Here is a 25,450-nt window from a genome sequence, read left to right as displayed (position 1 = left end):
TTTTTTAATTACACGCACGATATAATGAGAAATGCTTAAAACAAAAAAGTGGTTCACGATTGTTGGATCTATAATGGCGGCCGCCTGGATGCTTTTTTCAATCTCATTTAATTTCAATGTGGTCTCCTCCTCCCGTAACGAACTGGCGGACTTCGGGTCATTTATCGCATCGGGCATTGAATTAAAAGCGGGGAATAATCCATACGGCACTTCCTCCCCACTGATTTTCGAAGCCTACTTCCCTCGTGTGCAAAGCGGCGGAAAACTACCCAACTTAAACCCGCCCATAACCCTGTTGGTATTTGAATCACTGGCCGACAGCGATCCGCTCCGGGCAATCAATCTATGGAGAATATTATCATCGCTTGTCTACGCCATATCAGTGCTGGTATTGTCAAACCAATACAAACCGTCTGCCCTGCGCATCCTCTGGGCATTTTCGCTTGCGGGTTTTTGGCATACGACAGGGTTGGGACAAATATACACCCCGCTACTCCTGCTCGTGTCTCTGATTTGGATCAATTCACTCCGGAAAAACCAACTCTATGCGGGTATATTCCTGGGGTTGTTGATCAGCATCAAGCCCAATTTCGCCATCTGGCTGCTGTTGCTCGCCATTGCAGGGAACTGGGCCGCATTAAAGGCTTCGGTCGCTACAATTGCCATCACCGGACTTATCCCGTTGACCCGAATGCCGCCCACGGTTTATCTGCAATGGCTGGAGGCGGCAAATGTGGACAACAAGATATTGTCCATGCCCGGGAACAGCTCTCTAATCGGGCTGACAAGCAGAATCGGTCACCCGGAAATCGGCATGGGTCTGGCTGTCCTGCTCATCCTGATCACCATTTTTCTCATCCACCGTGCCCGCATTAACAAACAGGAAATCCCATCCGAGGTTGTGAATTCCGCGGGTGTTTTGTTGTGCCTGCTCGCCTCTCCCATTTCATGGGCAGGGTATACGATCCTTGCGCTCCCCATCTTTTTCTCGCTAAAAAAATGGGGATTGTCCACAAGCATTGCGGCGGCAATGCTGACCGTCCCCTTCAATTTCATCATGCACTTTTATTATTTGGGTTCGATTAATTTTATATTCTGGGGGTGGTGGTACGGGCTGGCATTGACGATCTGCATGACTTATGTTTTACAAGGTTTATTGCACAGTGACCGCATCGCCGTCAAACGGTCTTGATACAAGAATATAAACCATGACGAACACCATCCACACAAAGTAATCCACTTCCATTAAGAAACTGTACGCCAAATTCCCTGCAAAAACATACAATAAGGCAAGGACCATCAAGATGTACATCCATGACCGCGTTGAACGCAAGTGCTTCAACGCGCGTAAACCTGCAAAACCAAACATGATCAAAAATGAAATCAGACCCACCACACCCAAATTCAAAAGAATGTCAAGAAAACCATTATCGGCGAAATATATCGGGTGACCCCAACCCTGCCGGTTCTGCATGAAAACCCGAAAACTCTCCTGCATCCATATTGCACCGAAGCCGTGCCCAAGGATCGGTCTTGCAGGAAAAACATTAACAAGGAGATCTTCCCAAAGCGGTGTCCGCCCTGTCATGGTGGACGACCGTCCCAAAAGCCCAAAGAAGAAACCCAGGTTTGCAACAAAAATCATAAACCCCGAAAATACTGTAAAGAAAAATGAATAATAATGCCATGGTTTTAACTTCTCACGAAAGGAAATCCATCCAAAGGCAATCAAGGTCGAGAAATTCAGAAAAATAAAAACCAGTATTCCAGCGGCAGAGCGGCTTTTGAACACGTGGATTGCGGTTAAAACATAGAATAATCCAAAAAATAGTCTACGGGGAAATCCTTGTTTATCCATTAGCAAGCGCACAAGGAATAACATATTAAAAAAAGCCATCAAACTGCCTGCATGGTTTCGATGCCAGAACATGCCATCCCATGAACCTGTAAACGGTTGATTCGGCATCACGCCATATGGAGTAAATAGCGCAAGCGCAAAACCAGCCACTGTGGCAGCTACCGCAGTCCAGGTCAAAATATTGATCACCCCTAATAGCCGGTAGTGGAGGGCAAAGTAGGCAGCCGCAAAGGTGGAAAAGAAGAGGAAGGAAAGTTCGTACAATGTGGCTTGCAGAGAAACCGTCCACGATAACGACAACAAAGCAAGGAACAAAAAAAACAGCAGGGGCCGGCTATTTGACAGCACGGAAATAAAATCCCGATGCAAGCCGTGTCCGATCAAAAGCAAACCAACGACCAGGGTGCCATAAAAACAGCCAAGCGCGGTTTGCCAGGCTTCCCCGCCAAACGAATCAATGTTCGGGAACTGGTTCGACCCAAACGCCGAATAATTACTCAAGAGGAATGCCAATAACAAAAGCAGACCGTCTCCAAAACCCGTTAAGTAACTTATGGACTTTGCACGTATAACTGCATTCATCCTAGTAGGATCCCTTCCCCATCAGTACCACCCAAACCGTCCGCAACAGGATCTGGATGTCCAAAAATATCGAGTAGTTCTGAATATAATACATGTCGTCCTCTGTATGCAGGTGCATGGGTTTGTCGCTTCGTCCGCTCACCTGCCACCAGCCGGTAATGCCCGGCGGGATCGCAAAACGCTTTCTTTGCCAGGGTTGATACTTTTCAACCAAATACGGAAGTTCGGGGCGCGGCCCGACGAGACTCATATCGCCGCGTAAAACATTGAATATTTGCGGCAGCTCATCCAAACTAAAGCGGCGCAGGAATCGCCCAACGCGCGTGACGCGCGGATCTTCCTTTGATTTATGCAGGATGTTCCCGTCTGCATCCCGCTTCTCCACCTGGCTTTTCAACTGCTCGGCATTTCTGACCATGGTCCTGAATTTGAGCATTTCGAACAGGCGTCCATTTTCACCAACACGTTGCTGCCGAAATAATATCGGGGAACCGCCTTCAACATAGATGACCAGCGCAGAGAAAGCCATGAGCGGCAGGGCGGGTATCAACGCGGCAAGACCGATGGAAAAGTCAAAGGTACGCTTCATCATCCGCTGATAATCGTCAATGGCGGAAGCCCTCAGATCCAGCATGGGGATGCCCGCAAAATCTTCGATGGCCGTCTTATATAATGCAAGGTCAAAAAAGCCGAGCGCCACCCACACCTGCACAGGGACGCGTTCAAGTTTTTGGACAATGTCACTCATTTGGTGGTATTCCGAATGCGGCAGGGCGATCACGACATCGGATATCTTATGGTCTTGAACAATCGCGTCAATCCCATCGTTTGTGCCCAATAAGGAAAGCGGTTTTGTTTTTAATTGCCCGCCGTGATCCGTAAAGCCAATAAACTCCAGGTTGGGAAGCTCAGAGTCAAGCATTTGCTCGCGGACCCTTTGCCCCAGCGAACCGGCGCCCACCACCAGAACACGGCGAAGACGGTCGGGGAAATTATTCTGGGTGCGGAAGTAGAGACGGACAAAGGCGCGCCACAACAAACCAAGGATGTACACAAGGACAATAAAGAACAGGACAAGCGCGCGGGACACCTGTCGATACGAAAAATACAAAACACCCGCTGCGGAAACAGATGCAATCAACATCGCCAGTGATAACGCGGCAAATTCATCCACGACCCGTATGTATTTTCTGCCGTCATAGATGGAGAGGGCTGAATATATGAGAATCCAAATCAATGGAAATATGACATAGAGCGGGGCAGGCGTGGCCACAGGTGACGAAACAAGTTCAATTCCGGGAAATCGACTTAACTGTGGGCGCAACGCTGTGGCGAGCCACAGGGAGAGTGCAACCAGGAGTCCATCCAGCAGCATGGACAGGAGCGCGAAGTTGACCGAAAAGCGTCTGAGCATTGTATTATTCTAACGAAGAAATCCCAACAGATCGGCAATTGCAAGGAATATAAAACGCGAGTTGTGATAAAGGTAACGTCTCCACAGTCTGCGTGGCTCGGTCAAAAGCCGGAACAACCATTCCAAGCCGATGTTCTGTGTCCATAAAGGAGCCTGTGGTTTGAATCCGGAATGAAAATCAAATGCCGCGCCAACGCCGAGCATGACCGCATTGATCCGTCCACGATGCCTTGCCATCCAGATTTCCTGCCTGGGACAGCCAAGCCCTATAAACAATATCCGCGCGCCGGATTGATCGATGCTCAGCACAATTTCATCCTCCTCCCGCTGACTTAATTCCCGAAACGGCGGGCTATATGAATACACGACGTCCAAGCCCGTGCAACGCGCCTTCATCCGCACCACAAGAGCATTCAGTACTTCAGGCGTTCCTCCATAAAAACCGACAGGGATGTTCTCCCGCGCAGCGGACTCCAATACTTGCAGCATCAGGGTTGGTCCATATACCCGCTGTTGGCTCCTTGCGCCTTTAAGGCGCATCATCCAGACGAGGGGCATGCCGTCGGGAAGGACCAAGTCAGCGCCATTTATTATTTTTGAAAAATCGGACGAGTCATATGCTTCCATAAGCACATGGACATTGGCGAAGCAGGCGTAATAACTTCCTCCTGCCTGCGCCCAATCTACGACCTGTGCAACAAACTCACCGGATGTTACTTTGTTTATCTTAAGATTCAATATCATTGGCTGATAAAAGGGTCATAATGTTTATTGCGAGGAACATGGCAAAAGGTATGTAGTAATCCGGGGATAGAATCGATTCAAGCGTGCCCGCAAAAACAATGTATATCAATGCCAGCCTCATTCCCTTATAAAAACCAGAGTTATCTTTTTCAATCAGGGTATATAACCTTCCGGCGGTTTTGTAGAATAGGAAAAGTGTCCCTATTACCCCGATATAACCTATTTCAGTAATAATTTGCAGCCATATGTTATGAGAGGACGCAAACCGCCTGTATACAAAACTTAGAAATATACACGAGAGGTCTTCCGAGATTCCTGCATCTACTTGGCCACGGTATCCATAACCCACCAAATGCACGAATCTCGGGTGTTTGAATTCGTCTAGAGCAACTGCCCAAATTATTGGACGGTTGCTCAATGGCCCGGCCAATGGTTTAACCTTATCGGCGCAAAATTCTTCCTCCAAAACCATGCGCTGTTTTTCCGTCAAATTTCCGGGTGGGCGGGTAAATCCATACTCAAAGTTAAGTAGAGCTGGAAAAAATAGCGCTACCAGCAAAGGAAGAAATGATACGAACACAGATAACCAGATAAGATGCTTCGAAATTCTCCCCGGCAGAAGGTACAGAAAACCAGCAATCCAGGCAAAGAGAATCGCCCCGCGGGAATCCGTCATCACCATTACCGCAATGGAAGATAGGGAAAAGAACATACTCGTTAATTTGATTAAAGTATCCTTGGTAGAGAAAAGTATGGGAATGAAAAGCACTAAGACGGCGCCGGCTGAAACCCCGAATGAATTTATTCCGTCAGCCAAGGGAAACAGTATACGATTCCCTTGGCTGCCAAGCATGGATAATAATTGTGATGGATATGACGTGAGATAGATACTGGAATCAGGCATCACCCCAACCGAAAAAGCAAGCAGGTTTAATCCCACGTAAAAACCGAACCCCCAAAAAACGAATAATAATACATATCCCATCGAGTTCCGACTACCCCTCTGATTTTGAATTACCATGAAGAGATAGGTTGCATAGACTAGCCAAAAAATCAGGTTACAGAGGGCAACCAGGGCATTAAACAAGTCAAATTGCAGTAGATCTCCGATTATTCTCCGTACGAAGGCGATCAACCAGATTGATCCAAACACCACGGTCCCAAGGTAGTGTAAATCTAAACTAGATCCCGACCAAATTGACGGAAATATACAGGAGGAATTTAGGGACAATCGAAAAAAGAAACCAACCAAAAAAATAGACAGCAAGATAACTTGAAATAACCAATAGAGCTCCAAACCAACACCCCGGAGCAGTTTCCAATACACCAGGACGGTCAAAAGCCATAAAAAATCAAAGATCAATAGTTGCGGTTTAGTAACAACAGATCTGAATTTTACTTTCATGTAAGAGAACCTGATTAAAAAAGTTTATCATACTCCACGCGTTGAAATACCGGACATTTCCCCCCCAAGGTTGCATCCCTAACAAGCCTGCCATTCGCTCTGTAAAAGTTGTCTGCAATTTTATAGGCAAGTTCGGAGCGCCTTAAATCAGGCAACTGCCATTTTACCCCCTTCGGAAAATAGTCGGGATGAAAGTGATTATTGTCTACATCGCTTTTTTGAGTTACAGTCGCGTTTGGGACGCCCTTGTCTTGGAAAGAATGGTCCAGACCAACAAGAATGACTTCGGAAAAGCCCATCGAATAGGCGATCTGGAGTGCCACGTAAGTCACTGTTCCTCCAGAATATAGTGGTTTCCTGATATCTGATTGAAATCCATCACGCAGGGTGAGTAACAAACGCACAAAGCCCACACTCGGGTCGTTTAGATCAAACACATGCCTGCTGCCCCAGTTTAGAAATTTCGGCATAGACAAACCCGATATCTCCCTTGAAAACTGAGCAAGAACAAGTTCATTGACACATACGTAATAGGTTGGCAGAAATTCCAGCCTGTCGAACAAAAGATAAATTCTATTAAGCCCAAAGGTAATTTCATTCCTTAATGGAGAAAGATCCATGCGTGACAGGCTGGGTCCATTCGCAAGGATAAAACACCGCTGCGCAGTGTGAACATCAGAGTAATTGGACAGGTATTTCCGATTGCGATTAGCAATAAAAGGATTATTCCATGCGACTGAATGGGACAAATCACGAACACGGCGAACAGCCCCGCCAAACAATCGCATTATTGACATTTCATGTAGTGTAAATCTCTTCATTGCAATTTGCTCCTGATAAAATTCCCTGCATGCGCAAGGGAATTTCGGTATTGCTCGTCGAGTCCTATAATAGACCTCTTGCATAAGTGTGCCATAATAGGCACATGAACTATAAGACAATCGCACATCTCAAAGGTAGTGACTTCAAACGGCTAACTGGCGTCCCGCGCGAAACCTTCGAGCAGATGCTCACAGTCATTGAGAAAGGGCTGCGAGACTTCGGGAGACCGCCAAAACTGAGCCGAGCCGATCAGTTGTTGATGACCTTGATGTACTGGCGAGAATATCGCACAGAATTTCATATTGCGCAATCCTATGGTGTCAGTGAAGCAACCGTTTGCCGCACCATTCGCAAGGTAGAGGAGGCCTTAGTCCGTTCAAAAAAGTTTCGTTTGCCTGGCAAAAAGGCACTCCAAGCCAGTGACACGGTGTTCGAGGTAGTGCTGGTTGATGTCAGCGAACAGCCAGTGGAACGTCCAAAAAAAGCCAAAAACGGCATTACAGTGGCAAAAAGAAGCGTCACACCCAAAAAGCGCAGGTGATGGCTGATCGAAAAAGTACCCAAATCATAACCACCGCCTTTAGTCATGGAAGCAAACACGACTTCCAACTGTTCAAAGACGATGCCTGTGAGTTCTCTGAACATCTGCGTATTCTGGCAGATGCGGGCTATCAAGGATTGATGGAGTTTCATCAGAACAGTCAAACACCCTTCAAGAAATCCAAATACCATGCTCTGACGAAACGAGAGAAACAGAGCAATCGAAGCTTGGCACGGAAACGGATTGTGATTGAGCATATATTCCGTAAGTTGAAAGTGTTTCGCATTTTGAGCGAGAGGTATCGCAATCGTAGAAAGAGATTTGCTTTGCGCTTCAACCTGATTGCTGCTATTTACAACCTTGAACTCAACTCAATTTGACTTTTGCAAGAGGTCTAATTAATAATACACAATACACAAGGCGTATATTAATAATATTCCCAATTTCAAAGGCGAGATATCCATTTGAGCGAGGCCGGGTTCGCTCGCCATAACAAAGCACCTCTACCTGGGCCCCGGTAGTCTGCGATAAAGAGCGGCAATGGCCCCTGCTAAAAAAAGCCCGGGGTAACCCAATTCTCTTCGCACAGCAACACCAATTCATCAGGGTAATTATAAATGCAAAAAGATTGCTAACCATGATTTAATAAGTTATAGTTTGCAGTATAGTAAACACCTGATCAAGGAGCATTACCGTCGTGGAAAGCAGAATCGAACTCATTTCTACAAAAATCCTCACTCATTTCCCAGATCTATCATCAGAATTAATGAGGATGGGGAAGACATTGGCATTGTCTAGTGGCTGGCATTACGCCTTGGACTGGACATGGGTAACCAACAATATTGGAGAAGCAAACGGCAAAACCATCCTTGACGCCGGGGCGGGAATAGGATTAATGCAATGGTATTTTTCAAGCAAGGGTGCAAATATCATAAGCGTGGATCGCTCAGATCGAGTCTGTATCCCTTTTCACCTTTTGAACAAGTTTAATGTGACAGGATACAGGACGGAAGACAATCCGCTTAATATCAAGGATGTGGTAGACATCACAAACGGTAGAGTCGGGATTCTGAAACGTATCACATCTTTGATCCGCGGGACCATTGGCAGTGCCACGCTGTCAGGCAGGAGCTACATCGACAGAGGCTCCATACGGTTCCTTAACAAAGATTTGCGAGACTTGTCAGAAATCCATGACAACAGCGTAGATATTGTGGTCTCGATATCTGCTCTTGAGCACAACGAACAAATTTCGAATATCAAGGAGATCATACGGGAACTGGAAAGAGTGCTTGTTCCGGGCGGAATGATGCTTGTCACCCTGCCTGCATCTGCTGAAAAGGACTGGTTCTTCTCTCCAGCATATTCTTGGTGCTTAACGGAATCCACCTTGCGGGATCTTTTTGATTTAGACAAAGATACTTCTTCAAACTTTCAAAATTACGAGGAAATCCATAGGGAATTGAAACGATCTGAAATCCTGAAGAAAAATATCTCGCTCCGCTACTATTTCCAACCAAAAAGCGGCATGCCCTGGGGAAGGTGGGATCCAAAATACATCCCTGTGGGCATCCTAAAAATCAAGCAGGCCTAATATAGACAATAAATTCACCCCCCATCAACAAAACCTGATTACCATATCTGGTATAGCAACAATGGGACGGGTTCTAGGTAGAGGAATAGGCTATCTTGCCCAGATCATGTTTGCACGCGTCCTGGCTCCGGAAAGTTTTGGGTTGTTTGCAATTGGCTGGACTCTTCTTCGTCTGTTTTCGATTGCAGGCCATTTTGGAATGGATTCCGGTGTTATCAAGTTCGGAGGTCAATACTGGCAAAAAAATGCTTTGAAATTAAGAAGTGTTGTGCTTGTTTCTTTGACCAGCGCGTTTTTGTCCGGCGCGATAATGGGGATGCTTTTATATGTATCCGCCCCCTGGCTCGCCGAGGTTTTTTTTAGAAAACCCGCCTTGGTCCCCATATTTCGCGGTTTTGCGATCATTTTTCCTTTTGCCACGATCTTGCGAGTGGCGGCGGCAACCAGCAGCCTTTCTGGAAAAATGCTGTGCGGAGCAATCTCAGAAGATATCGCCCAGCCAATTCTTCAAATAGGATTGTTCCTTGTTCTCTTCAACATGGGAATGGGCTTGAACGCTGCCATCCTATCCATTGGTGTATCGTATGGAATATCTGTCATTATTGGCTTGGTTTGTGTAGCAAGATCAATTCCCGGCATCATTGGTCTCGGCAGAATCCTGTCAGACGACCTTGTACCTATCCTGAGATTCTCTTTTCCGGCGATTGTAGGAGTAACACTTGGGGCTTTCAATTTATGGGGAGATCGCCTCCTAGTCGGTTATTTCAGCACCGAAGCCAGCACCGGAATCTACCAATCCGTATCGGTTCTTACGATGTTCACTACGATCATATTAAGTGGATTCAAAATTTCCATTGCACCGGCAATAGCGCACCTGTACTATCGCGGGGAGCATGAGGCCGTAAAAACTCTTGTCAGATCGGTTATCCGCTGGGCGCTTTATATTTCGCTACCCATTCTCATATTTGTTTTTGTTAATGCCAACGGTTTAATAATCGGTTTATTTGGACTGAAATACCAAAGCGGGACAGTTCCCCTGCTCATACTGACCATTGGTCAAGTTTTTTATGTGGCGTTCGGCATCGCGGATCAAATTTTTCTGATGAGTGGGAGGCAAAAGGAGTGGGTAAAAATCTCCGCATCTATTTTTGCCTTGACCATTGTTTTAGATGCAATTCTGATACCCCGCACAAATTTAATCGGCGCAAGCGTTGTATCCAGCGTCATGATGTTGCTGCTTGGGGCCGTGGCGACAATGAGGTTGAAACATCACCTGAAATTTTGGCTCTTCGATAATTATCATGCAAAAATCATTGTGGCCTCAGTGATTACTACACTAATAACTCATCCAATAGCAACCAATCTGCCTTTCGGGTTCGCGGCAAATGCACTCGTAACAATCTTGATTATATGTGCGTTGTTCATGACGATTGTATGGGCTTACGGAATGGAAACAGGCGACAGGGCTATCATTCATCAAATCATAAGAAAAAAAACGCCCCGCCAATAATTGGCAGGGCGTGAATGTCAATGCAGCAAGCCCGTTACATCTTCCCTACCTCCCCAGCAGCATCACCAACAAGCCCTGACCATTGCCGAACGCCACGATCAAACCGGCAAAGACCACCGAGACCATGGACATGAGTTTGATCAGAATGTTGAGCGAGGGGCCGGAGGTGTCCTTGAACGGGTCGCCGACGGTGTCGCCAACGACAGCGGCTTTGTGGGCATTCGAGCCTTTGCCGCCATATGCGCCGCTTTCGATGTACTTCTTGGCGTTGTCCCAGGCGCCGCCCGCATTGGACATCATGATCGCCAGCGAGAAACCTGCGCCCAATCCGCCGACCAGCAAACCAAGCACGCCCGCCACACCGAATACAACGCCGATCAACACAGGCACGATAATCGCCAGAATGGAGGGGGCGACCATTTCACGCTGTGCAGCCAGAGTGCTGATCTCCACGCAACGGGCGTAGTCAGGCTTGCCTTTGCCGGTCAGGATGCCTTTGATCTCGCGGAACTGGCGGCGGACTTCCTCCACCATGCCGCCCGCGGCGCGTCCGACCGCGCTCATGGTCAGCGCAGAAAAGAAGAAGGCAGTCGCAACACCGCTGAACAGACCCACCAACACGGCCGGGTTGAACAGGTTGACGTTGTAATAAGTTACGAAGTTCTGTACCGTGAGTTCGGAAAGCGGGATTGTCACGCCATCCACCGCCAGAGAAGTCACGCCGCGCAATTCTCCCAACACAAGACGGATCTCCTCGAGATAGGCGGCGAGCAGAGCCATGGCGGTCAATGCGGCGGAGCCGATGGCAAAGCCCTTGCCGATGGCGGCAGTGGTGTTGCCGACCGCATCCAACTGGTCGGTTCGATGACGGACCTCAGGCTTGAGCCCGGCCATCTGAGCATTACCGCCCGCGTTATCCGCAATCGGGCCGTAGGCATCGGTGGCAAGCGTGAAGCCGAGTGTCGAGAGCATGCTGACCGCGGCAAGACCCACGCCATACAAGCCCATCAGGATGCTGGCCGCGCCGCCAGCCACGTAGAAGCTGATTACGATTCCAATCAAAATGGAAACGAGCGGAAGACCTGTTGAACGCATACCGAGTGCAAGCCCTTCGATCATCGCGGTGGCGGTGCTGGTATTCGCCTGCAAGGCAATCTCGCGGGTGGGGGCAAACGCATGGGAGGTGTAGTATTCGGTTAGTTTGCCGACAGCTATCCCGACGCCCAGACCCGTCAGCACAACGATCCAGAGTGCGAGCCAGTTCTCAAGTCCCATGAAATAGAAGGCGGGCAATGACAGGACGGCAATTCCAGCCGAACTGACATACAAACCGCGGCTGAGCGCGTTGATCAGGTCGCCCTGAGTCGCATCCTCATCCGAGCGGACGACATACAGCGCGACAATCGAAAGAACGATCCCCAGCGCCGCGAGCACAATCGGCACAGAGATGTAAAGCATGCTTTCGGCAATGTCGGCGCCTTTCAACCCGACCGCGGCAACACCGAGTGCGGAAGTCGCCAGAATGGAGCCCGCATAGGATTCGTACAAGTCAGCACCCATGCCAGCCACGTCGCCGACATTATCACCGACGTTATCTGCGATCGTGGCGGGATTGCGCGGATCATCCTCAGGGATGTTTGCTTCGACCTTTCCGACCAGGTCTGCACCGACATCAGCAGCCTTGGTATAGATGCCGCCGCCGACACGGGCGAACAACGCCTGTGTGGAAGCACCCATGCCGAAACTGAGCATGACCGCTGTGATTTGCGGCAATGGATTTTCGGCAACGCTGATGAAGTTGGTGGGGAAAATTTTGGGGAAAACTTCATAGAGCAGGTAGAACCAGGCGGTGATATCGAGCAGGGCAAAACCGACCACCACAAGTCCCATCACTGCGCCGGCACGCAGGGCGACCTGCAAGGCACTGTTCAGGCTTTTCGTCGCGGCGTAGGTGGTGCGCGCCGAGGCGTTGGTCGCCGTCTTCATACCGATGAAACCGCACAAGCCCGAGAACAGACCGCCCGTCAAAAAGGCGTAGGGCACGATTGGGTTCTGCAAATGGAACCATGAAAGGACAAGAAACAGGGCGAACAACACGGCAAAGACAATGGCGACCACACGGTACTGGCTTTTCAAGTACGCCATGGCGCCTTCACGAACCGCCTGGGCAATTCCCACCATCTTCTTGTTGCCTTCACTTAACTTCATCAGCTGGCGATACAAGAAAAAGGCAAACACAAGCGCAATCAAAGCCGCTATGGGACCAAGCCACCATAGCATGGGCAGGGGCGGTCTCGCTGCCGGGGTTAACAACAAATCAAACTGCATAACAATCCTCCACATTTGGATTAATGAACTGCGGAGAAGGAAATTCTCCGTTTTCAGGCCGGGACGAGGCGGCAAGCCGCCTCCAGAGCAGTCGGATTTTACAAGCGCAATTGGAATGTGTCAAGAAACACGGGTGGAATCATCCCCAGGCCGCCCGGGCAAGTTGACAATGCCCATCAAATCTGATAAGATTTGGCGAAATTAGTCATACCTACAAGGAGAAAAAAATATGCTCCAGGAAATCGATACCCAACTTTTTACACTTACACCCGCCGCAAGCCAGGCTGTTAAGGATATTCTCGAGCAACGCAACCTTGAGGGCTACGCTCTGCGCGTGTACGTGGCGGGAGGCGGTTGCTGCGGGGTGAACTTTGGAATGGCGCTGGATAATAATTTCCGCGATGTGGATACCACGTTCGAAGCGAACGGTGTGAAAGTCGTTGTGGACGAAGTCTCCATTGACTATCTCCGCGATGCCACGGTTGATTTTGTAAACGACCCCCAGCACGGGCAGGGATTTGCAGTCAACAGCCCGAATGTAAAGAGCGGGCATTCTCATGGCGAAGGTGGGTGCGCCTGCGGAAGCAACGAAAGCGGCAGCGGCTCATCTGGCTGTGGCGGCGGTTCCTGCGGCTGCAACAACTAAATCGTACAAGTAATATAAAAATGACCGGGAAACCCGGTCATTTTTTGCTTAAACTACTGTCCGCGCAGGAAGGATATCAGCGCGCCGAACGCCCCAATGAAGCCAAGCCCGAAGATCAACAGACCCATCGGAACCCTGTTGATGGTTGTTTCATCAGCGAGGAAGGTGGAGATCACCAGCGGCGCTGGCGGAGTGAAGGTTGGCATGCGGGTGGGCGTTACGGGGGTGACGAATGCCGCCGCAAGGGTCGGGTTGATGGTGGGTGTGGAAGCCGGGGTCGGCGTGGCCGGCGCGCTCACCATGGGCAACTGACCCGTTTTTACAATTCTGACGTAAGGTCCATAGACCCATGCAACCGAACCCGAAACGCCGGGATAATAAACCTGTATCCAATTCCTATCCTCGGAGATGCCCAATGCGGGCACTTCCTGTCCTTTCAAAAGCAGTCCAATCGCGGGATAAAGATATGAACTTGGACCCGAATATACAGCCACGGTGTCAATATCCAGATTTACCGCAACGATCATTCCAGAAGGTGTGCCGGTTACGGTTGGAACGGAACCGGTGGGCTGTTGTGCGTGGACAGGGAAGGAATCGGGCCCGGAAAGCAAAATCCCCGCTCCCACGAATATTAAAGTAATCACAATAATGAATCTAAATTTATTATATAACATCATTTATCGACGGATCAACGAGAGCAGAAAACCGACCAATCCCAAAATCGCGAACGCAATTATGATCGTGGCGAGCGGTACCGAGGCGGCGGTATTTTTCACGGGGACTTCCGTGTATGTATATGCGGTCAATGCTGGCGGCGGCGTAAAAGTCGGCATGCGCGTATTGGTGGGAAGGATGCTGAACTGCGCAGCCAGGGTAGGGTCGATTGTGGCAGTTGGCGGCGGGACCGGAGTGGGCGGCGGCTCGGCAACCTGCAATGTGCCGGGGGATAATTGAACAAGCGGGGAATAGACCCAGCCCATTCCGCCGGGAGCAGACGGGAATTCGATCTGGATCCAATCCCCGCCCTGGGATCTCCCCAGGGCGGGGGCGGTCGCGCCCGATGGGAGGGTACCAACCACCGGATAAATGGCTGAATTTGGTCCCAGGCGGACGTTTATCTGTGGTTCGTCAAATAATACAGTAATAAAAATCCCCGTCGAGGAGGTCGGCGTGTCCGCCGGTTGTTGAGCCAGCACGTCGGCCGGGACGGATGCGAAGAATGTCCCGAACAAAAAAAAGGATGTGAGCAGAAAAATGAGAATGGGGTGAAACCGGGTTTGCATCATTTCGTAGGACTCTTAAAGGAGAATCGCAAAGGCGATTATAATCTACTTCATGGAACGGAAAATCTTTCACGGGAACATCAAGCCGGTGGACATCGCGCAGGCCTTGCTTGGCGAGTTCAATCGGGGCAATCTGCGGGCACAGACGCTGGGACAGAGCGAAAAGATGGTCGTACAGGTTGGCACCCGGCCTGACGCCATGTCCGGCGGGCAGACAGCCATGACGGTCACGATCCAAAAACTGGACGACGGCGTGATCGTCGAACTGGGACAGCAGGCGTGGTTGGGAGTGGCGGCGAGCCTGGGAGTGAGCGCGTTATCAGCTCTTAAAAACCCCTTCAGCCTGCTTGGCCGGCTGGATGATATTGCCCAGGATATCGAGAACCTGACGCTGAGCGAACGCATCTGGCAGGTGATCGCAAAAACTGCGCGCGCGGCAAACGCCTCCACGGATCTCTCGGAGAAGCTCAGGCGCCTGACCTGTGAATACTGTCATGCGGCAAACCCGGTTGGGGAGCCCTCCTGTGTTGCCTGCGGTGCACCGCTTGGAAAGGTACAACCAAACACATGCGGGTATTGCGGCTATGTGGTGAAAATAACCGACAAATCCTGTCCAAATTGCAAACAAATATTAGGAATTTTCAGGGACGGTTAAGGCGCCGGCCGGTTTTGACATTAACCTTGCAGAAAAGCCAGCCTCATTCTATAATGGATAACACTTATATATGCAGGGAAAAGTATGGTTAAATTATGAACCTGAAAGAACTTGAAACCCGTCTCCAAACGTTGATCGAAGTGGATCTTTTGAACGTGCTCCCTGGGAAAAAAGTGGAGGATATGATCGTTCAGAAACTAGCAACGGCGATCCAGCATAACAGCATTACCATGGAGGACGGCTCGGTCATCTCGCCGGATGTGTACACCCTTTTGATGCACCCCGAAACTTCGGCGAAATGGAACGACCAGCAGCTGCTGGCCATTATCCTGCATTCGGTTGTCACGGTTGTCCAGGAGGCGGGATTTCGGTTTACGATGTCACCAACGATCACCATATCGACCGATGAAAAAATCCCCTTAAATGATGCTGAAATCGTAACATCCCACCGCATCGAGTCCATGGCGGACACGAACGCAACCCCGCTCGAGACGGGACCTCTTGAAGACAGCAGCAAAATGCCTGAAAATGCATTTCTGATCGTGGAAGGCGTAAAGGTCTATCCGCTGCTTGTGCCGGTTGTGAACATTGGCCGAAGGCTCGATAATCAGCTGGTCATCGACGATCCTCGTGTATCCCGCAACCATGCGCAGCTGCGCACGATCAAGGGGCGTTTTGTAGTATTCGATTTGAATTCAACCGGGGGCACATTTGTGAATGGACAGCGCACCAGTCAGAGCGTGCTCTATCCCGGTGATGTGATTTCCCTGGCAGGAGTGGCGCTTATTTTTGGGCAGGACAACCCGCCGCCCCGCCCGGACCTGAAGGATACCAGCCCGTTCCAGCAAAGTGCCGAGCGTCCCACGGCAATTTTAAAAGACTACTACACCTCAAAACTGAAGAAAAAATGAGCGGCTCGATTGTATTGGCGCTGCGGGTCATCACAGCGCTGGCATTGTATGGCTTTCTTGGGTGGGTATTGATCTTTCTTTACCGTGAAATACAAAGACAAAGCTTTTCACTGGCAAACCGCCGCGTCCCGGGCATCAATATCCTCATCCGGCAGGGACACGGTTCGCCTGTTCTCAAACATTTTTCCCAGCCGGAGATCATATTGGGACGCGACCCTGGCTGCGACATCCCCCTGACCGACGACACCGTATCCACCCGCCACGCCCAATTGACCTATCACCACGGGCAATGGTGGCTGGAGGATCTGGCCTCCACAAATGGCACGATGCTTAATAAATCACAGGTGAACATGCCGACGGTGATCACTTCCGGCGATGAAATCAAATGCGGCGCCGCGCGTTTGATCATCAGCATGGCCGAAAATGTGGTCATAGAACCTACGCAGAAAATTGGAAAAAGAGATGACAAATAAAGCGACGATCGCGATCATTGGCGGGTCCGGCCTGTACCATATGAGCGGGCTTGAACACACCGAGGAACTGGTCGTGGATACCCCCTTTGGGAAACCCAGCGCGCCCATCACCATCGGCACGTTGGAGGGTACGCGCGTCGCCTTCCTCACGCGGCACGGCATCGGCCACCATATCACGCCGTCGGAGGTCCCATATCGCGCCAATATCCATGCGCTGAAATCGCTGGGCGTGGAGCGTGTGATCAGCATCAGCGCCTGCGGGTCGCTGCGGGAGGACTTCGCACCGGGACACATCGTCATCCCCGACAATATCTTCGACCACACAAAAGACCGCGCCCGCTCCTTCTTCGGCGAGGGGCTGGTCGCCCACATCAGCGTTGCCGACCCGTTTTGCAAGGACCTTTCCAACCAGTTGGAATCAGCCGTCCGCACGACGGAAGCGCGTGTGCATCGCGGAGGGAATTTCATCACCATTGAAGGTCCGCGCTTTTCCACGAAAGCTGAATCCAATGTCTACCGCGCCTGGGGCATGTCCATCATTGGAATGACCGCCGCGCCGGAGGCATTTCTTGCGCGTGAAGCGGAATTGTGCTATGCGACCATGGCGCACGTCACGGACTATGACGTCTGGCACGAGAGCAAATCACCGGTGACCGTTGAGATGGTCATTCAAACCTTGAACAAAAACACCGAAATCGCGCAGGAAGCCATCCGCAGCCTGGTGCGCGAACTGAAGACCCAACGCGACTGCACCTGCGGGCAGGCTCTGGCCAGCGCCTTGATAACCAATCCCAAGGTGATTCCCTCAAAGACCCGCAAAAAGCTGGGTGTACTGGTCAACAAATACTTGTAATAGCATCTTCACAAAAGCCCGCGTTTTTCAAAAATGATGTACCATATAATACATGCATGACCTGGCACAGAGCCGCCTGCTGCGTTGGGCGACTCTCTTTCTCTTTATTCAATCGATCATCCTGACACTCTCCCCGGCGGTGCGCGAACGATCCTGGGCCGTGGAGTACAGGCTGTCCCACTGGGCGGGTTTTGTAATCTGGGTTTTGCTCATGACCGCAGCCCACCGCGCTGCAATTCGGTATCTCCCGGAACGGGATCCCTATCTGCTTCCAGCAGCAGCACTGCTCAGCGGCTGGGGCCTGCTTACCGTCTGGCGGCTGGACTCCGTTTTCGGCATCCGGCAAACGATCTGGCTGACCGTAAGTGTTTTCGCCTTCATCCTCGGGATGGTTTACCTGAAAAAACTTTCGCTGATTCGGCGCTACAAATATGTCATCCTGAGCAGCGGCCTGCTCATCACCGCACTGACCCTGCTTTTTGGCACGAATCCCCTTGGCTTTGGCCCGCATTTATGGCTGGGGTGCTGCGGCGTCTATTTCCAGCCCTCCGAGCCGCTCAAATTACTGCTGGTCATTTACCTGGCTGCATATCTGGCGGACCGCGCCAGCATTCGATTATTTTCCCTGCCGCTGCTCATCCCCACCCTGGCTGTCACCGGACTTGCCCTGCTCCTGCTTATCGTCCAGCGCGACCTCGGGACGGCATCCATATTCATTGCCATTTTTACCATGATCATCTTCCTGGCGACGGGCAGGCGGCGCGTATTATTAAGCGCGGTCATCTTCCTCGTCCTCGCCCTGCTGCTCGGTTATTTCTTTATCGACATTATCCACATCCGCGTGGTCGGCTGGATCAACCCCTGGATGGACCCGTCGGGAAATTCATATCAGATCGTGCAGTCCGTCCTTGCGGTGGCGAACGGCGGAACGATCGGCAGGGGGATCGGGATTGGCAGTCCACTGCTCGTGCCGGTTGCCATCTCCGATTTTATCTATGCGGCGATCGCGGAGGAAACGGGTCTGGTCGGGACGATGGGTCTGCTGGCCGCCATCTGGGTGATTCTCGCCCGGGGCATGATCGCCTCCCTGCGTGCAACGGACAGGTTTCGCCGCTATCTCGCGGCCGGCTTGGTCACGTACTTTGGTGTCCAGAGCCTGCTGATCATTGGCGGCAACGTCAGGCTGCTCCCGCTCACGGGAGTCACCCTGCCGTTTGTTTCCTACGGCGGCTCCTCCCTGCTGACATCCTACATCGCCCTCTTTCTTATGATGGTGATCAGTAACGTGGAAGACGGCGAACCTGCCGTGCTGCATGACCCAAAACCTTATTCCATGCTGGCGGGCGCGCTTGCGCTGGGACTCGCTGCATGCGCACTGGCGACCGCCTGGTGGGCAATCGTCCGCGGACCAGATCTGCTGCTCCGCACCGACAACCCCCGCCGCACCATCGCGGACCGCTATGTCCCGCGTGGAGACCTCGTGGATAGAAATAACCTGCCCATCAGCATCACCGAAGGGCAGAGCGGTTCCTATTTGCGAAACTATATATATCCTGACCTCGCTCCCGTTATTGGCTACACGCAATCTATTTACGGCCAGGCCGGCCTTGAAGCCGCCCTGGACAGTTATCTGCGCGGGCTGCAGGGAAACCCAATGAGCCGCATCCTGTGGGACCAATTGATCTACGGCACTCCCCCTCCCGGGCTGGATGTGCGCCTGAGCATCGACCTTGTCCTGCAATCCACGGCGGATGAACTGCTGGGGGTTCATCGCGGCGCCGTCGTCCTGATGAACGCAGAAACGGGCGAGATCCTTGTCATGGCCTCCCACCCAACCTATGACCCCAATACGTTGAGTGAGCAGGCCGAATCGCTCTCACGCGATCCGGCCGCGCCCCTGCTCAACCGCGGATCGCAGGGTCTGTATCCAATTGGAAATGCCCTGCTGCCATTGATCCGCGCGGAGTTTGGAGAGAGACAGCCGGCGAATGCCGAATTACAGGCGTTCCATGAGAGGCTTGGCCTGTACCGGGCGCCGGTATTGAACATGCCGGTTGCATTTGATGCAGGCAATAACAGCGTATTGAACCTGCAGGCGAGTCCTTTGCAAATGAGTCTCGCCGCAGCTGTTCTGAGTTATAAGGGGATTGCGCCGGCGCCGAGGATGGCAACTGCGGTCAATACGCCCGAGCAGGGATGGGTGGTATTACCCGCCCTGGGCGAGGCGGTTGAGGTGATGCCGGCCGAGGCGGCGAATGAGGCGGCTCTATCCTTCATCAAGCAGGGCAAAGCCTACTGGAGCCATAGTGGGCAGGGAGGCACAGAAGAAAACATCGTCACCTGGCTATTGGCGGGGACGCTGCCGGATTGGCGCGGTACGCCGCTGGTGCTGGTGGTCGCGCTGGAGGAAAATAACATCACCCTGGCGGAGCGCATCGGCGAAAGGCTGTTGGATGCCGGCTTAAGCCAGTAAAAGGGAAATAAAAAAGGTCAGGCGCGCGCCTGACCTTTTTATCTGTTTACATGCCGTCGTCACTGTCCTTGGCGGAGTAACCGGGGCCGCCCTGGAAGAAATCGTAATTGGGTTTGATATCGGGGGTGAGATCCACCACCTCACCGGCTGCAAGCTGCCGGGTGGTCTCCAAAACGACCGGCTTGCCGTGATGATTGGTGGCTTCATAATGACCGCTAAGCCCAACCTTGCTGATGTACTCGCCGCCCTTGGCAGTGTACGCCGCAGGGACCTCATCTTCGGGGAAGATGGCGGCAAACGGGCACTCCGGAACGCACGCGCCGCAGTCAATGCAGGTGTCGGGATCGATATAGATCCAGGGCCATTCCGCCACGGGCTGGCCGGGGATCATACACTCCACGGGGCATACTTCGATGCAGCCGCGGTCACGAACGCATAAACTGGTGATAATGTGGGTCATGTTTTTTACTCCTTGTGGGATTATGGACAAATCGAATACGGCTATTATATCGTTGTTTATTTTTGTGACAAGGTGTAAAAGTCTGGTTCGATCAGGCGGATCCGGTCTACATAAAAAAGGGCCTCATGGATCCGTACATGCAGACCCGCGAGGCCCTTTCTGACAGAACCAACACATTCGATGAATCGAACTACTTCGCGGCGAATTTCTCCGCAACTGCATCCCAGTTGATCACATTCCAGAAGGCGGCGATGTAATCGGGGCGGCGGTTCTGATAGTTCAGGTAATAGGCATGTTCCCACACGTCGATGCCGAGGATGGGGGTCATGCCCTCCGAAAGCGGACTGTCCTGATTGGCGGTGGAGACAACAGCCAGGCCGCTGCCCTTTTTGACAAGCCAGGCCCAACCGGAACCGAAGCGGGTGGTGGCGGAGGTCGTGAATTCCGCCTTGAAATCGTCGAAGGATTTAAAGGACGCATCAATGGCCTTGGCCAAATCGCCCTTGGGCGCGCCGCCGGCCTTGGGTCCCATGATCTCCCAGAACAGGTTGTGGTTGTGCGTGCCGCCGCCGTGATTACGGACCACGCCGCGCACACCTTCAGGGACGGTATTCAAATCGCTGAGCAATTCCACGACGGTCTTGCCAGCCAGTTCGGGTGTCTTTTCGACCGCACCGTTCAAATTGGTGATATAGGTCTGGTGATGTTTGGTGTGGTGGATCTCCATCGTGCGCGCGTCGATGTGCGGCTCGAGGGCGTCGTATGCATATGCGAGTTTGGGAAGGTCAAAAGCCATTATTCTCTCCTTGGTTGGGATTATTTTTTTCGTTCGTAGCGTATAATTCGATTTTACCCTCGAACCAGCCAGCCCGCAAGAATTTAGACAATTTTTATACAAAAATCATATAAATTGATGGATTTTTTCCTGTGACCGAATCCCGCGCGCGTCTTTTTCTGCCATTTGCCATACTGCTCGCCATCCTCGCGGTTTCAGCCGCGAGCGTTTTTATCCGCTATGCTCAAAACGACGGCGCGCCTTCGCTGGTGATCGCCGCCCTGAGATTGACCTTTGCGACACTCCTGCTCGCCCCCGTCGCATTGACCCGCCACCTGGACGAGATAAAACGCTTCACGCGGACCGAGATCCTGCTCGGCGGTTTCTCGGGCATTTTCCTCGCCGTGCACTTCGCCACGTGGATATCGTCGCTCGAATACACCAGCGTCGCCAGTTCGGTCGTGTTCGTCAGCACGGGTCCGCTGTGGGTGGCGCTGCTCTCCCCTCTTCTGCTGAAAGAGCATCTCTCGCGGACAGCCATGTTCGGGCTGGGACTCGCTTTGGTCGGCGGGACAATCATCGGGTTGTCTGATGCGTGCGTTTGGGACGCTGGTCTCACCTGCCCCGCGCTGGCAGACGCCCTGCAAGGTCGCGCCATCTGGGGCAACTTCCTCGCGCTAGCCGGCGCGTGGACGGTGACGGGCTATCTCATCATCGGGAGGAAACTGCGTCCGCAGATGTCGTTGATCGCGTATATTTTTCTGGTGTATGGCATGGCGGCGATGGCTCTGTTGGTCTTCATGTTCGCGGCGGGACAATCGCCGTTTGGATACTCACCCAAAATCTACGGTTGGATCTTCCTGCTGGCGGCGGTTCCGCAATTACTCGGACATTCAACATATAATTGGTTATTGAAATACCTGTCCGCGACGCTGGTGGCGGTGGTGACGTTGGCAGAACCCATCGGCTCGGCGATGCTCGCGTTTTTCTTCTTGAATGAAACGCCGACGCTTGGGGTCATCGCGGGCGGCGCGTTGATCCTGCTTGGGATTTATCTGGCATCAAGACAGCGGTAGTTTCATTTTTTTCACCGCGAAGGGACGAAGGACGCGAAGAAAGTCTTTTAAGAACTTTGCGACCTTCGCTTTTTCGCGGTTCAAACAGGACGAGATCATGGAGAACAAATGACGCTGACGTTGACTCAAAAAGACCGCGCCATGCTGGACGGCGAACACGGACCTGCCACAAAAATGGCGATGTCCATTCTCGTGCGCATGGCGGAGGTGACAGGCGTGGACGAGCTGCTCGATATTACAGGCGCGCACATCGACAGCACGGTCTATATCGGCGATGCGGGGCTGGAATTTGCCGAGCGGCTGGCGAACCTCGGCGCGAAAGTTGCCGTGCCGACTTCGCTGAACGTCAGCGGCGTGGACGAGCATCACTGGCAGGAATGGTCGGTTCCCTCGGAGTGGGCAGCGAAGGCGCATCGGCAGATGGTGGCATACCAAAGCATGGGGACCGTCCCAACCTGGACGTGCGCGCCCTACCAGACGGAGTTGAAGCCGCAGTTCGGTCAGCAGATCGCGTGGGGAGAATCGAACGCCATCGTGTTCGCCAACTCGGTCATCGGCGCGCGGACGGAACGCTATCCAGATTTGTTCGATATCTGCTGTGCTATCACGGGACGCGCGCCGGCAATGGGACTGCACCTGACCGGAAACCGCAAGGGACAAATCTTGTTCCGTCTCGTCGGCATTTCGGAAGACCTGCAACGCAGGGATGACTTTTATCCGGTGCTGGGCAACCTGATCGGCAAAATGACGCTGGATAAAATCCCCGTCATCGAAGGCATGATTTTCACGCCTGATGAAGACCAGTTGAAAGCCTTCGGCGCGGCGACGGCGTCCTCGGGCGGCGTGGCGTTGTTTCACATGGTCGGGGTCACACCCGAAGCGCTCACGCTGGAGGCGGCATTTCAGGGAAGCGCACCGCAACAAATCATCGAAGTTGACATGGAAAAATTACGCCAATCCCGCCGCGAGTTGACCCACACCGATAACGACGAATTGCATCTGGTCGTGCTGGGAAGTCCGCACTTTTCGCTGGCGGAGTACAAACGGCTGGCGGGATTGGTGGCGGGGAAAATAAAACATCCGCAGGTCAAGTTCCTCGTCACCTCAAGCCGAGCGATGACACAACTGGCAGAGAAGGCGGGCTTCCTCGCATCCGCGCTGGAGTTCGGAGCGCAGGTCACGGTGGATACCTGCATCCTGACTTCGCCCATGCTGCCCGATGAGATCCAGAATTTGATGACGAATTCGGCGAAGTTCGCGTATTATTCGCCCGGGCTGTTGAAGAAGAAGATCGCGTTTGGCAGTTTGGAGGATTGTGTGGACTCGGCGGTGGCGGGGAAGGTTGTGAGGGATGAGTCGTTGTGGAGCTAAATTCAAAATCGTTGACCGCAGAGACGCGGAGTTCGCAGAGTTGAAAAATTGTACCCGGTGGTTGAGTAGCCCGAAGGGCGTATCGAAACCAACGGGGTTGCCAGTGACGGAGTATGATAGAAAACATGACTGAATTAACCTTGCAAGGCAAAACCATCATCCCAGGCGAGGCGCGGGGGGTGGCGCTGGTCAGCCGTGAGCCGCTTTCGTTCTGGGGCGGGTATGATTGGCAGACCGGCGAGATCATTGACCGCCGCCATTCGCTTTCGGGGCACATTGCGAAGGGACGCATCCTTGCCGTGCCGTTTACGCGCGGATCGTCCACGACGACGGCGGTTCTGCTGGAAGCCATCCGCGCGGGGACGGCTCCCGCCGCGATCATCACCACGGATACGGATTTCTTCTTCGCGCTGGCGTCGGTGGTGGCGGATGAGTTGTATGCGTCGCCGATTCCGTTGGCGGCGTTGGGAGAAGCGGATTTTGCGAGGTTGGAGACGGGGGATGAGGTGCGGGTGATGAGCGATGGGCGGGTGGTTGTGAAAAAGCAGGAGAGCGCCTGAAAACGCTCACGCCGCCGTCCCCGGCGGCGGTTTCCGAAAAAATCTTGCGCCGAGGACGGCGCAAGGAGCATGTCGGGCAGGGCTGTTGTGCAAAAGTAGGAGATTGATTACCACTTCGTGGCACACGTCGTCGGGCTGCGCCTCCTCGCAATGACATGAAATTATGAAAATCATCATCATGGGTGTATCGGGGTCGGGGAAGACGACGGTTGGGGAGTTGCTGGCGCGGGAATTGGGCTGGCGGTTCTTCGATGCGGACGATTTCCATTCGGAGGCGAACCGCGCGAAGATGTCGCGGGGGATTCCGCTGACGGACGAAGACCGCGCGGATTGGCTGGCGGCGCTGAAAACCGTCCTGAGGGAAAATGCCGATTGCGTGCTGGCATGTTCGGCGTTGAAAGAGGCGTATCGCGGCGTCCTGCGGGTGGATGAGTCGGTCCGCTTCGTCCATTTGAAAGGGACGTTCGAGCAGGTACAATCCCGCCTGGAAAAACGCAAAGGACATTACATGCCCGTCGGGCTGTTGCAGAGCCAGTTCGAGACGCTGGAGGAGCCCGCCGATGCCGTCGTCGTGGAGGTCGCATCCGCGCCCGAAGCGCTCGTCCCGATCATCCGCAAAGGACTCGACCTATGAAACTCCCCGCTCATCTGCATCTCGAAAAACAGGACCTCCCCTACGAGGCACGCAGTTTTCCGCCCGAGACCGAAAAGGGCGCGGCGAACGTGGCGCACGCGTTGGGTTTCCCGGAACGGCAGGCGGTGAAGACGCTGATCTTCCGCGTGGCGGATACGGGCGAGTGCGCCCTGGTGATGCTGGGCGGCGACCAGAACGCCATTTCGGGGAATTTGAAACGCGCGATCGGTTCGCGCAACATCCAGATGGCGCCGCCAGAAGTGGTGAAGGAGGTGACGGGATACGTCATCGGCTCGATCCCCGCCTTTGGCTGGCAGCCCGTCGGATTCCGATCCTTCCTCGAAGCGACTCTGATGAACGAACCCGTCCTCGGCACGGGCGCAGGTCAATGGGGCGAGGAGATCATGATCACGCCCGAAAATCTGGTGAAGGCGAGCAATGCGATCGTGGTCAATTTGACGGTGCGGGAGGGGGAGTAATTC

25 protein-coding genes are annotated in these 25,450 nt (G+C 52.6%); 15 read left to right on the top strand and 10 right to left on the bottom strand.

Annotated elements, in window-relative coordinates; all coding sequences use genetic code 11:
• Positions 1-31 precede the first annotated feature (31 nt).
• Positions 32-1,192 (top strand): glycosyltransferase family 87 protein, encoded by a 1,161-nt coding sequence (locus QY332_11925; protein WKZ34320.1) that lies wholly within the window; start codon positions 32-34, stop codon positions 1,190-1,192.
• Here QY332_11925 and QY332_11920 read toward each other — a convergent pair.
• From QY332_11920 to QY332_11900, 5 genes are all read right to left on the bottom strand, one after another.
• Positions 1,154-2,122: an O-antigen ligase family protein gene (locus QY332_11920; GenBank protein WKZ34319.1), complete on the bottom strand. Its 969-nt coding sequence runs from the start codon at positions 2,120-2,122 to the stop codon at positions 1,154-1,156. The two genes, QY332_11925 and QY332_11920, sit on opposite strands and share 39 nt — an antisense overlap.
• Before the next feature lie 319 nt (positions 2,123-2,441).
• Complete coding sequence (locus QY332_11915) at positions 2,442-3,854, bottom strand: sugar transferase (protein ID WKZ34318.1); 1,413 nt, start codon at positions 3,852-3,854, stop codon at positions 2,442-2,444.
• 9 nt (positions 3,855-3,863) lie between these two features.
• The gene (locus tag QY332_11910; GenBank protein ID WKZ34317.1) at positions 3,864-4,592 is read right to left on the bottom strand and encodes a WecB/TagA/CpsF family glycosyltransferase; all 729 of its coding nucleotides are present in this window, start codon (positions 4,590-4,592) and stop codon (positions 3,864-3,866) included.
• Positions 4,582-6,003, bottom strand: coding sequence for an O-antigen ligase family protein (locus QY332_11905; GenBank protein WKZ34316.1), 1,422 nt, complete (start codon positions 6,001-6,003; stop codon positions 4,582-4,584). Before QY332_11905 ends, QY332_11910 begins: the two co-directional genes overlap by 11 nt.
• 14 nt (positions 6,004-6,017) lie before the next feature.
• Positions 6,018-6,824 (bottom strand): DUF115 domain-containing protein, encoded by an 807-nt coding sequence (locus tag QY332_11900; protein ID WKZ34315.1) that lies wholly within the window; start codon positions 6,822-6,824, stop codon positions 6,018-6,020.
• A 104-nt stretch (positions 6,825-6,928) separates the two neighbouring features.
• Between QY332_11900 and QY332_11895 the strand changes: the two genes are divergently transcribed.
• The 3 genes from QY332_11895 to QY332_11885 all read left to right on the top strand — a co-directional run bounded on the left by QY332_11895 (position 6,929) and on the right by QY332_11885 (position 10,470).
• A protein-coding gene (locus QY332_11895; protein ID WKZ34314.1) for an IS5 family transposase occupies positions 6,929-7,746 on the top strand; the annotation gives its coding sequence in 2 pieces (ribosomal slippage) (positions 6,929-7,310 and positions 7,310-7,746; 819 coding nt in all).
• Between the two features lie 317 nt (positions 7,747-8,063).
• On the top strand, positions 8,064-8,960 hold the full coding sequence (locus QY332_11890; GenBank protein WKZ34313.1) for a class I SAM-dependent methyltransferase: 897 nt from the start codon (positions 8,064-8,066) through the stop codon (positions 8,958-8,960).
• A gap of 61 nt (positions 8,961-9,021) precedes the next feature.
• On the top strand, positions 9,022-10,470 hold the full coding sequence (locus QY332_11885; GenBank protein ID WKZ34312.1) for an oligosaccharide flippase family protein: 1,449 nt from the start codon (positions 9,022-9,024) through the stop codon (positions 10,468-10,470).
• 45 nt (positions 10,471-10,515) lie between these two features.
• Here the strand turns inward: QY332_11885 and QY332_11880 are convergent, their stop codons facing one another.
• The gene (locus QY332_11880; GenBank protein ID WKZ34311.1) at positions 10,516-12,798 is read right to left on the bottom strand and encodes a sodium-translocating pyrophosphatase; all 2,283 of its coding nucleotides are present in this window, start codon (positions 12,796-12,798) and stop codon (positions 10,516-10,518) included.
• A gap of 229 nt (positions 12,799-13,027) precedes the next feature.
• Here QY332_11880 and QY332_11875 point away from each other — a divergent pair, with 229 nt between their 5' ends.
• Positions 13,028-13,444, top strand: coding sequence for an iron-sulfur cluster assembly accessory protein (locus QY332_11875; protein ID WKZ34310.1), 417 nt, complete (start codon positions 13,028-13,030; stop codon positions 13,442-13,444).
• Positions 13,445-13,497: 53 nt separating this feature from the next.
• Here the strand turns inward: QY332_11875 and QY332_11870 are convergent, their stop codons facing one another.
• A complete protein-coding gene (locus QY332_11870) occupies positions 13,498-14,088 on the bottom strand; it encodes a hypothetical protein (protein WKZ34309.1) in 591 nt (196 codons plus the stop codon).
• Positions 14,089-14,121: 33 nt separating this feature from the next.
• Positions 14,122-14,730 carry an SH3 domain-containing protein gene (locus QY332_11865; protein ID WKZ34308.1) on the bottom strand — a complete coding sequence of 203 codons (609 nt, stop codon included), beginning with the start codon at positions 14,728-14,730 and terminating at the stop codon, positions 14,122-14,124.
• Between the two features lie 49 nt (positions 14,731-14,779).
• Between QY332_11865 and QY332_11860 the strand changes: the two genes are divergently transcribed.
• The 5 genes from QY332_11860 (at position 14,780) to QY332_11840 (ending at position 20,092) form a co-directional block, all read left to right on the top strand.
• Positions 14,780-15,382: a zinc ribbon domain-containing protein gene (locus tag QY332_11860; protein ID WKZ34307.1), complete on the top strand. Its 603-nt coding sequence runs from the start codon at positions 14,780-14,782 to the stop codon at positions 15,380-15,382.
• A 95-nt stretch (positions 15,383-15,477) separates the two neighbouring features.
• The gene (locus QY332_11855) at positions 15,478-16,293 is read left to right on the top strand and encodes an FHA domain-containing protein (GenBank protein ID WKZ34306.1); all 816 of its coding nucleotides are present in this window, start codon (positions 15,478-15,480) and stop codon (positions 16,291-16,293) included.
• Entirely contained in the window at positions 16,290-16,766 is a 477-nt protein-coding gene (locus QY332_11850; protein WKZ34305.1) for an FHA domain-containing protein, read from the top strand. The genes QY332_11855 and QY332_11850 overlap by 4 nt, the downstream gene beginning before the upstream one ends.
• On the top strand, positions 16,756-17,619 hold the full coding sequence (gene mtnP, locus QY332_11845; protein WKZ34304.1) for an S-methyl-5'-thioadenosine phosphorylase: 864 nt from the start codon (positions 16,756-16,758) through the stop codon (positions 17,617-17,619). Before QY332_11850 ends, mtnP begins: the two co-directional genes overlap by 11 nt.
• A gap of 52 nt (positions 17,620-17,671) precedes the next feature.
• On the top strand, positions 17,672-20,092 hold the full coding sequence (locus QY332_11840; GenBank protein WKZ34303.1) for an FtsW/RodA/SpoVE family cell cycle protein: 2,421 nt from the start codon (positions 17,672-17,674) through the stop codon (positions 20,090-20,092).
• 46 nt (positions 20,093-20,138) lie between these two features.
• Here the strand turns inward: QY332_11840 and QY332_11835 are convergent, their stop codons facing one another.
• Together QY332_11835 and QY332_11830 are read right to left on the bottom strand one after the other, a co-directional pair.
• Complete coding sequence (locus QY332_11835) at positions 20,139-20,552, bottom strand: ferredoxin family protein (GenBank protein WKZ34302.1); 414 nt, start codon at positions 20,550-20,552, stop codon at positions 20,139-20,141.
• A gap of 190 nt (positions 20,553-20,742) precedes the next feature.
• Positions 20,743-21,348, bottom strand: coding sequence for a superoxide dismutase (locus QY332_11830; GenBank protein ID WKZ34301.1), 606 nt, complete (start codon positions 21,346-21,348; stop codon positions 20,743-20,745).
• 131 nt (positions 21,349-21,479) lie between these two features.
• Between QY332_11830 and QY332_11825 the strand changes: the two genes are divergently transcribed.
• The 5 genes from QY332_11825 to QY332_11805 all read left to right on the top strand — a co-directional run bounded on the left by QY332_11825 (position 21,480) and on the right by QY332_11805 (position 25,447).
• Positions 21,480-22,403 (top strand): DMT family transporter, encoded by a 924-nt coding sequence (locus tag QY332_11825; protein WKZ34300.1) that lies wholly within the window; start codon positions 21,480-21,482, stop codon positions 22,401-22,403.
• 108 nt (positions 22,404-22,511) lie between these two features.
• Positions 22,512-23,774 carry an aconitase X catalytic domain-containing protein gene (locus QY332_11820; protein WKZ34299.1) on the top strand — a complete coding sequence of 421 codons (1,263 nt, stop codon included), beginning with the start codon at positions 22,512-22,514 and terminating at the stop codon, positions 23,772-23,774.
• A 125-nt stretch (positions 23,775-23,899) separates the two neighbouring features.
• Entirely contained in the window at positions 23,900-24,334 is a 435-nt protein-coding gene (locus tag QY332_11815; protein WKZ34298.1) for a DUF126 domain-containing protein, read from the top strand.
• A 163-nt stretch (positions 24,335-24,497) separates the two neighbouring features.
• Positions 24,498-24,968, top strand: coding sequence for a gluconokinase (locus QY332_11810; GenBank protein ID WKZ34297.1), 471 nt, complete (start codon positions 24,498-24,500; stop codon positions 24,966-24,968).
• Positions 24,965-25,447, top strand: coding sequence for a YbaK/EbsC family protein (locus QY332_11805; protein WKZ34296.1), 483 nt, complete (start codon positions 24,965-24,967; stop codon positions 25,445-25,447). Before QY332_11810 ends, QY332_11805 begins: the two co-directional genes overlap by 4 nt.
• Positions 25,448-25,450: the final 3 nt, after the last annotated feature.

The sequence above is a fragment of the Anaerolineales bacterium genome (genome assembly GCA_030583885.1).
GTDB lineage: Bacteria > Chloroflexota > Anaerolineae > Anaerolineales > Villigracilaceae > Villigracilis.
This window is presented reverse-complemented; position numbering and strand designations above follow the sequence as displayed.

Excerpts from the sequence above, each read along its gene's own strand:
- QY332_11925 (WKZ34320.1), top strand. The coding sequence starts at position 32 with ATGCTTAAAACAAAAAAGTGGTTCACGATTGTTGGATCTATAATGGCG.
- QY332_11915 (WKZ34318.1), bottom strand. The coding sequence starts at position 3,854 with ATGCTCAGACGCTTTTCGGTCAACTTCGCGCTCCTGTCCATGCTGCTG.
- QY332_11905 (WKZ34316.1), bottom strand. The coding sequence starts at position 6,003 with ATGAAAGTAAAATTCAGATCTGTTGTTACTAAACCGCAACTATTGATC.
- QY332_11900 (WKZ34315.1), bottom strand. The coding sequence starts at position 6,824 with ATGAAGAGATTTACACTACATGAAATGTCAATAATGCGATTGTTTGGC.
- QY332_11885 (WKZ34312.1), top strand. The coding sequence starts at position 9,022 with ATGGGACGGGTTCTAGGTAGAGGAATAGGCTATCTTGCCCAGATCATG.
- QY332_11880 (WKZ34311.1), bottom strand. The coding sequence starts at position 12,798 with ATGCAGTTTGATTTGTTGTTAACCCCGGCAGCGAGACCGCCCCTGCCC.
- QY332_11875 (WKZ34310.1), top strand. The coding sequence starts at position 13,028 with ATGCTCCAGGAAATCGATACCCAACTTTTTACACTTACACCCGCCGCA.
- QY332_11865 (WKZ34308.1), bottom strand. The coding sequence starts at position 14,730 with ATGATGCAAACCCGGTTTCACCCCATTCTCATTTTTCTGCTCACATCC.
- QY332_11860 (WKZ34307.1), top strand. The coding sequence starts at position 14,780 with ATGGAACGGAAAATCTTTCACGGGAACATCAAGCCGGTGGACATCGCG.
- QY332_11855 (WKZ34306.1), top strand. The coding sequence starts at position 15,478 with ATGAACCTGAAAGAACTTGAAACCCGTCTCCAAACGTTGATCGAAGTG.
- QY332_11850 (WKZ34305.1), top strand. The coding sequence starts at position 16,290 with ATGAGCGGCTCGATTGTATTGGCGCTGCGGGTCATCACAGCGCTGGCA.
- mtnP (WKZ34304.1), top strand. The coding sequence starts at position 16,756 with ATGACAAATAAAGCGACGATCGCGATCATTGGCGGGTCCGGCCTGTAC.
- QY332_11840 (WKZ34303.1), top strand. The coding sequence starts at position 17,672 with ATGCATGACCTGGCACAGAGCCGCCTGCTGCGTTGGGCGACTCTCTTT.
- QY332_11835 (WKZ34302.1), bottom strand. The coding sequence starts at position 20,552 with ATGACCCACATTATCACCAGTTTATGCGTTCGTGACCGCGGCTGCATC.
- QY332_11830 (WKZ34301.1), bottom strand. The coding sequence starts at position 21,348 with ATGGCTTTTGACCTTCCCAAACTCGCATATGCATACGACGCCCTCGAG.
- QY332_11820 (WKZ34299.1), top strand. The coding sequence starts at position 22,512 with ATGACGCTGACGTTGACTCAAAAAGACCGCGCCATGCTGGACGGCGAA.
- QY332_11815 (WKZ34298.1), top strand. The coding sequence starts at position 23,900 with ATGACTGAATTAACCTTGCAAGGCAAAACCATCATCCCAGGCGAGGCG.
- QY332_11810 (WKZ34297.1), top strand. The coding sequence starts at position 24,498 with ATGAAAATCATCATCATGGGTGTATCGGGGTCGGGGAAGACGACGGTT.
- QY332_11805 (WKZ34296.1), top strand. The coding sequence starts at position 24,965 with ATGAAACTCCCCGCTCATCTGCATCTCGAAAAACAGGACCTCCCCTAC.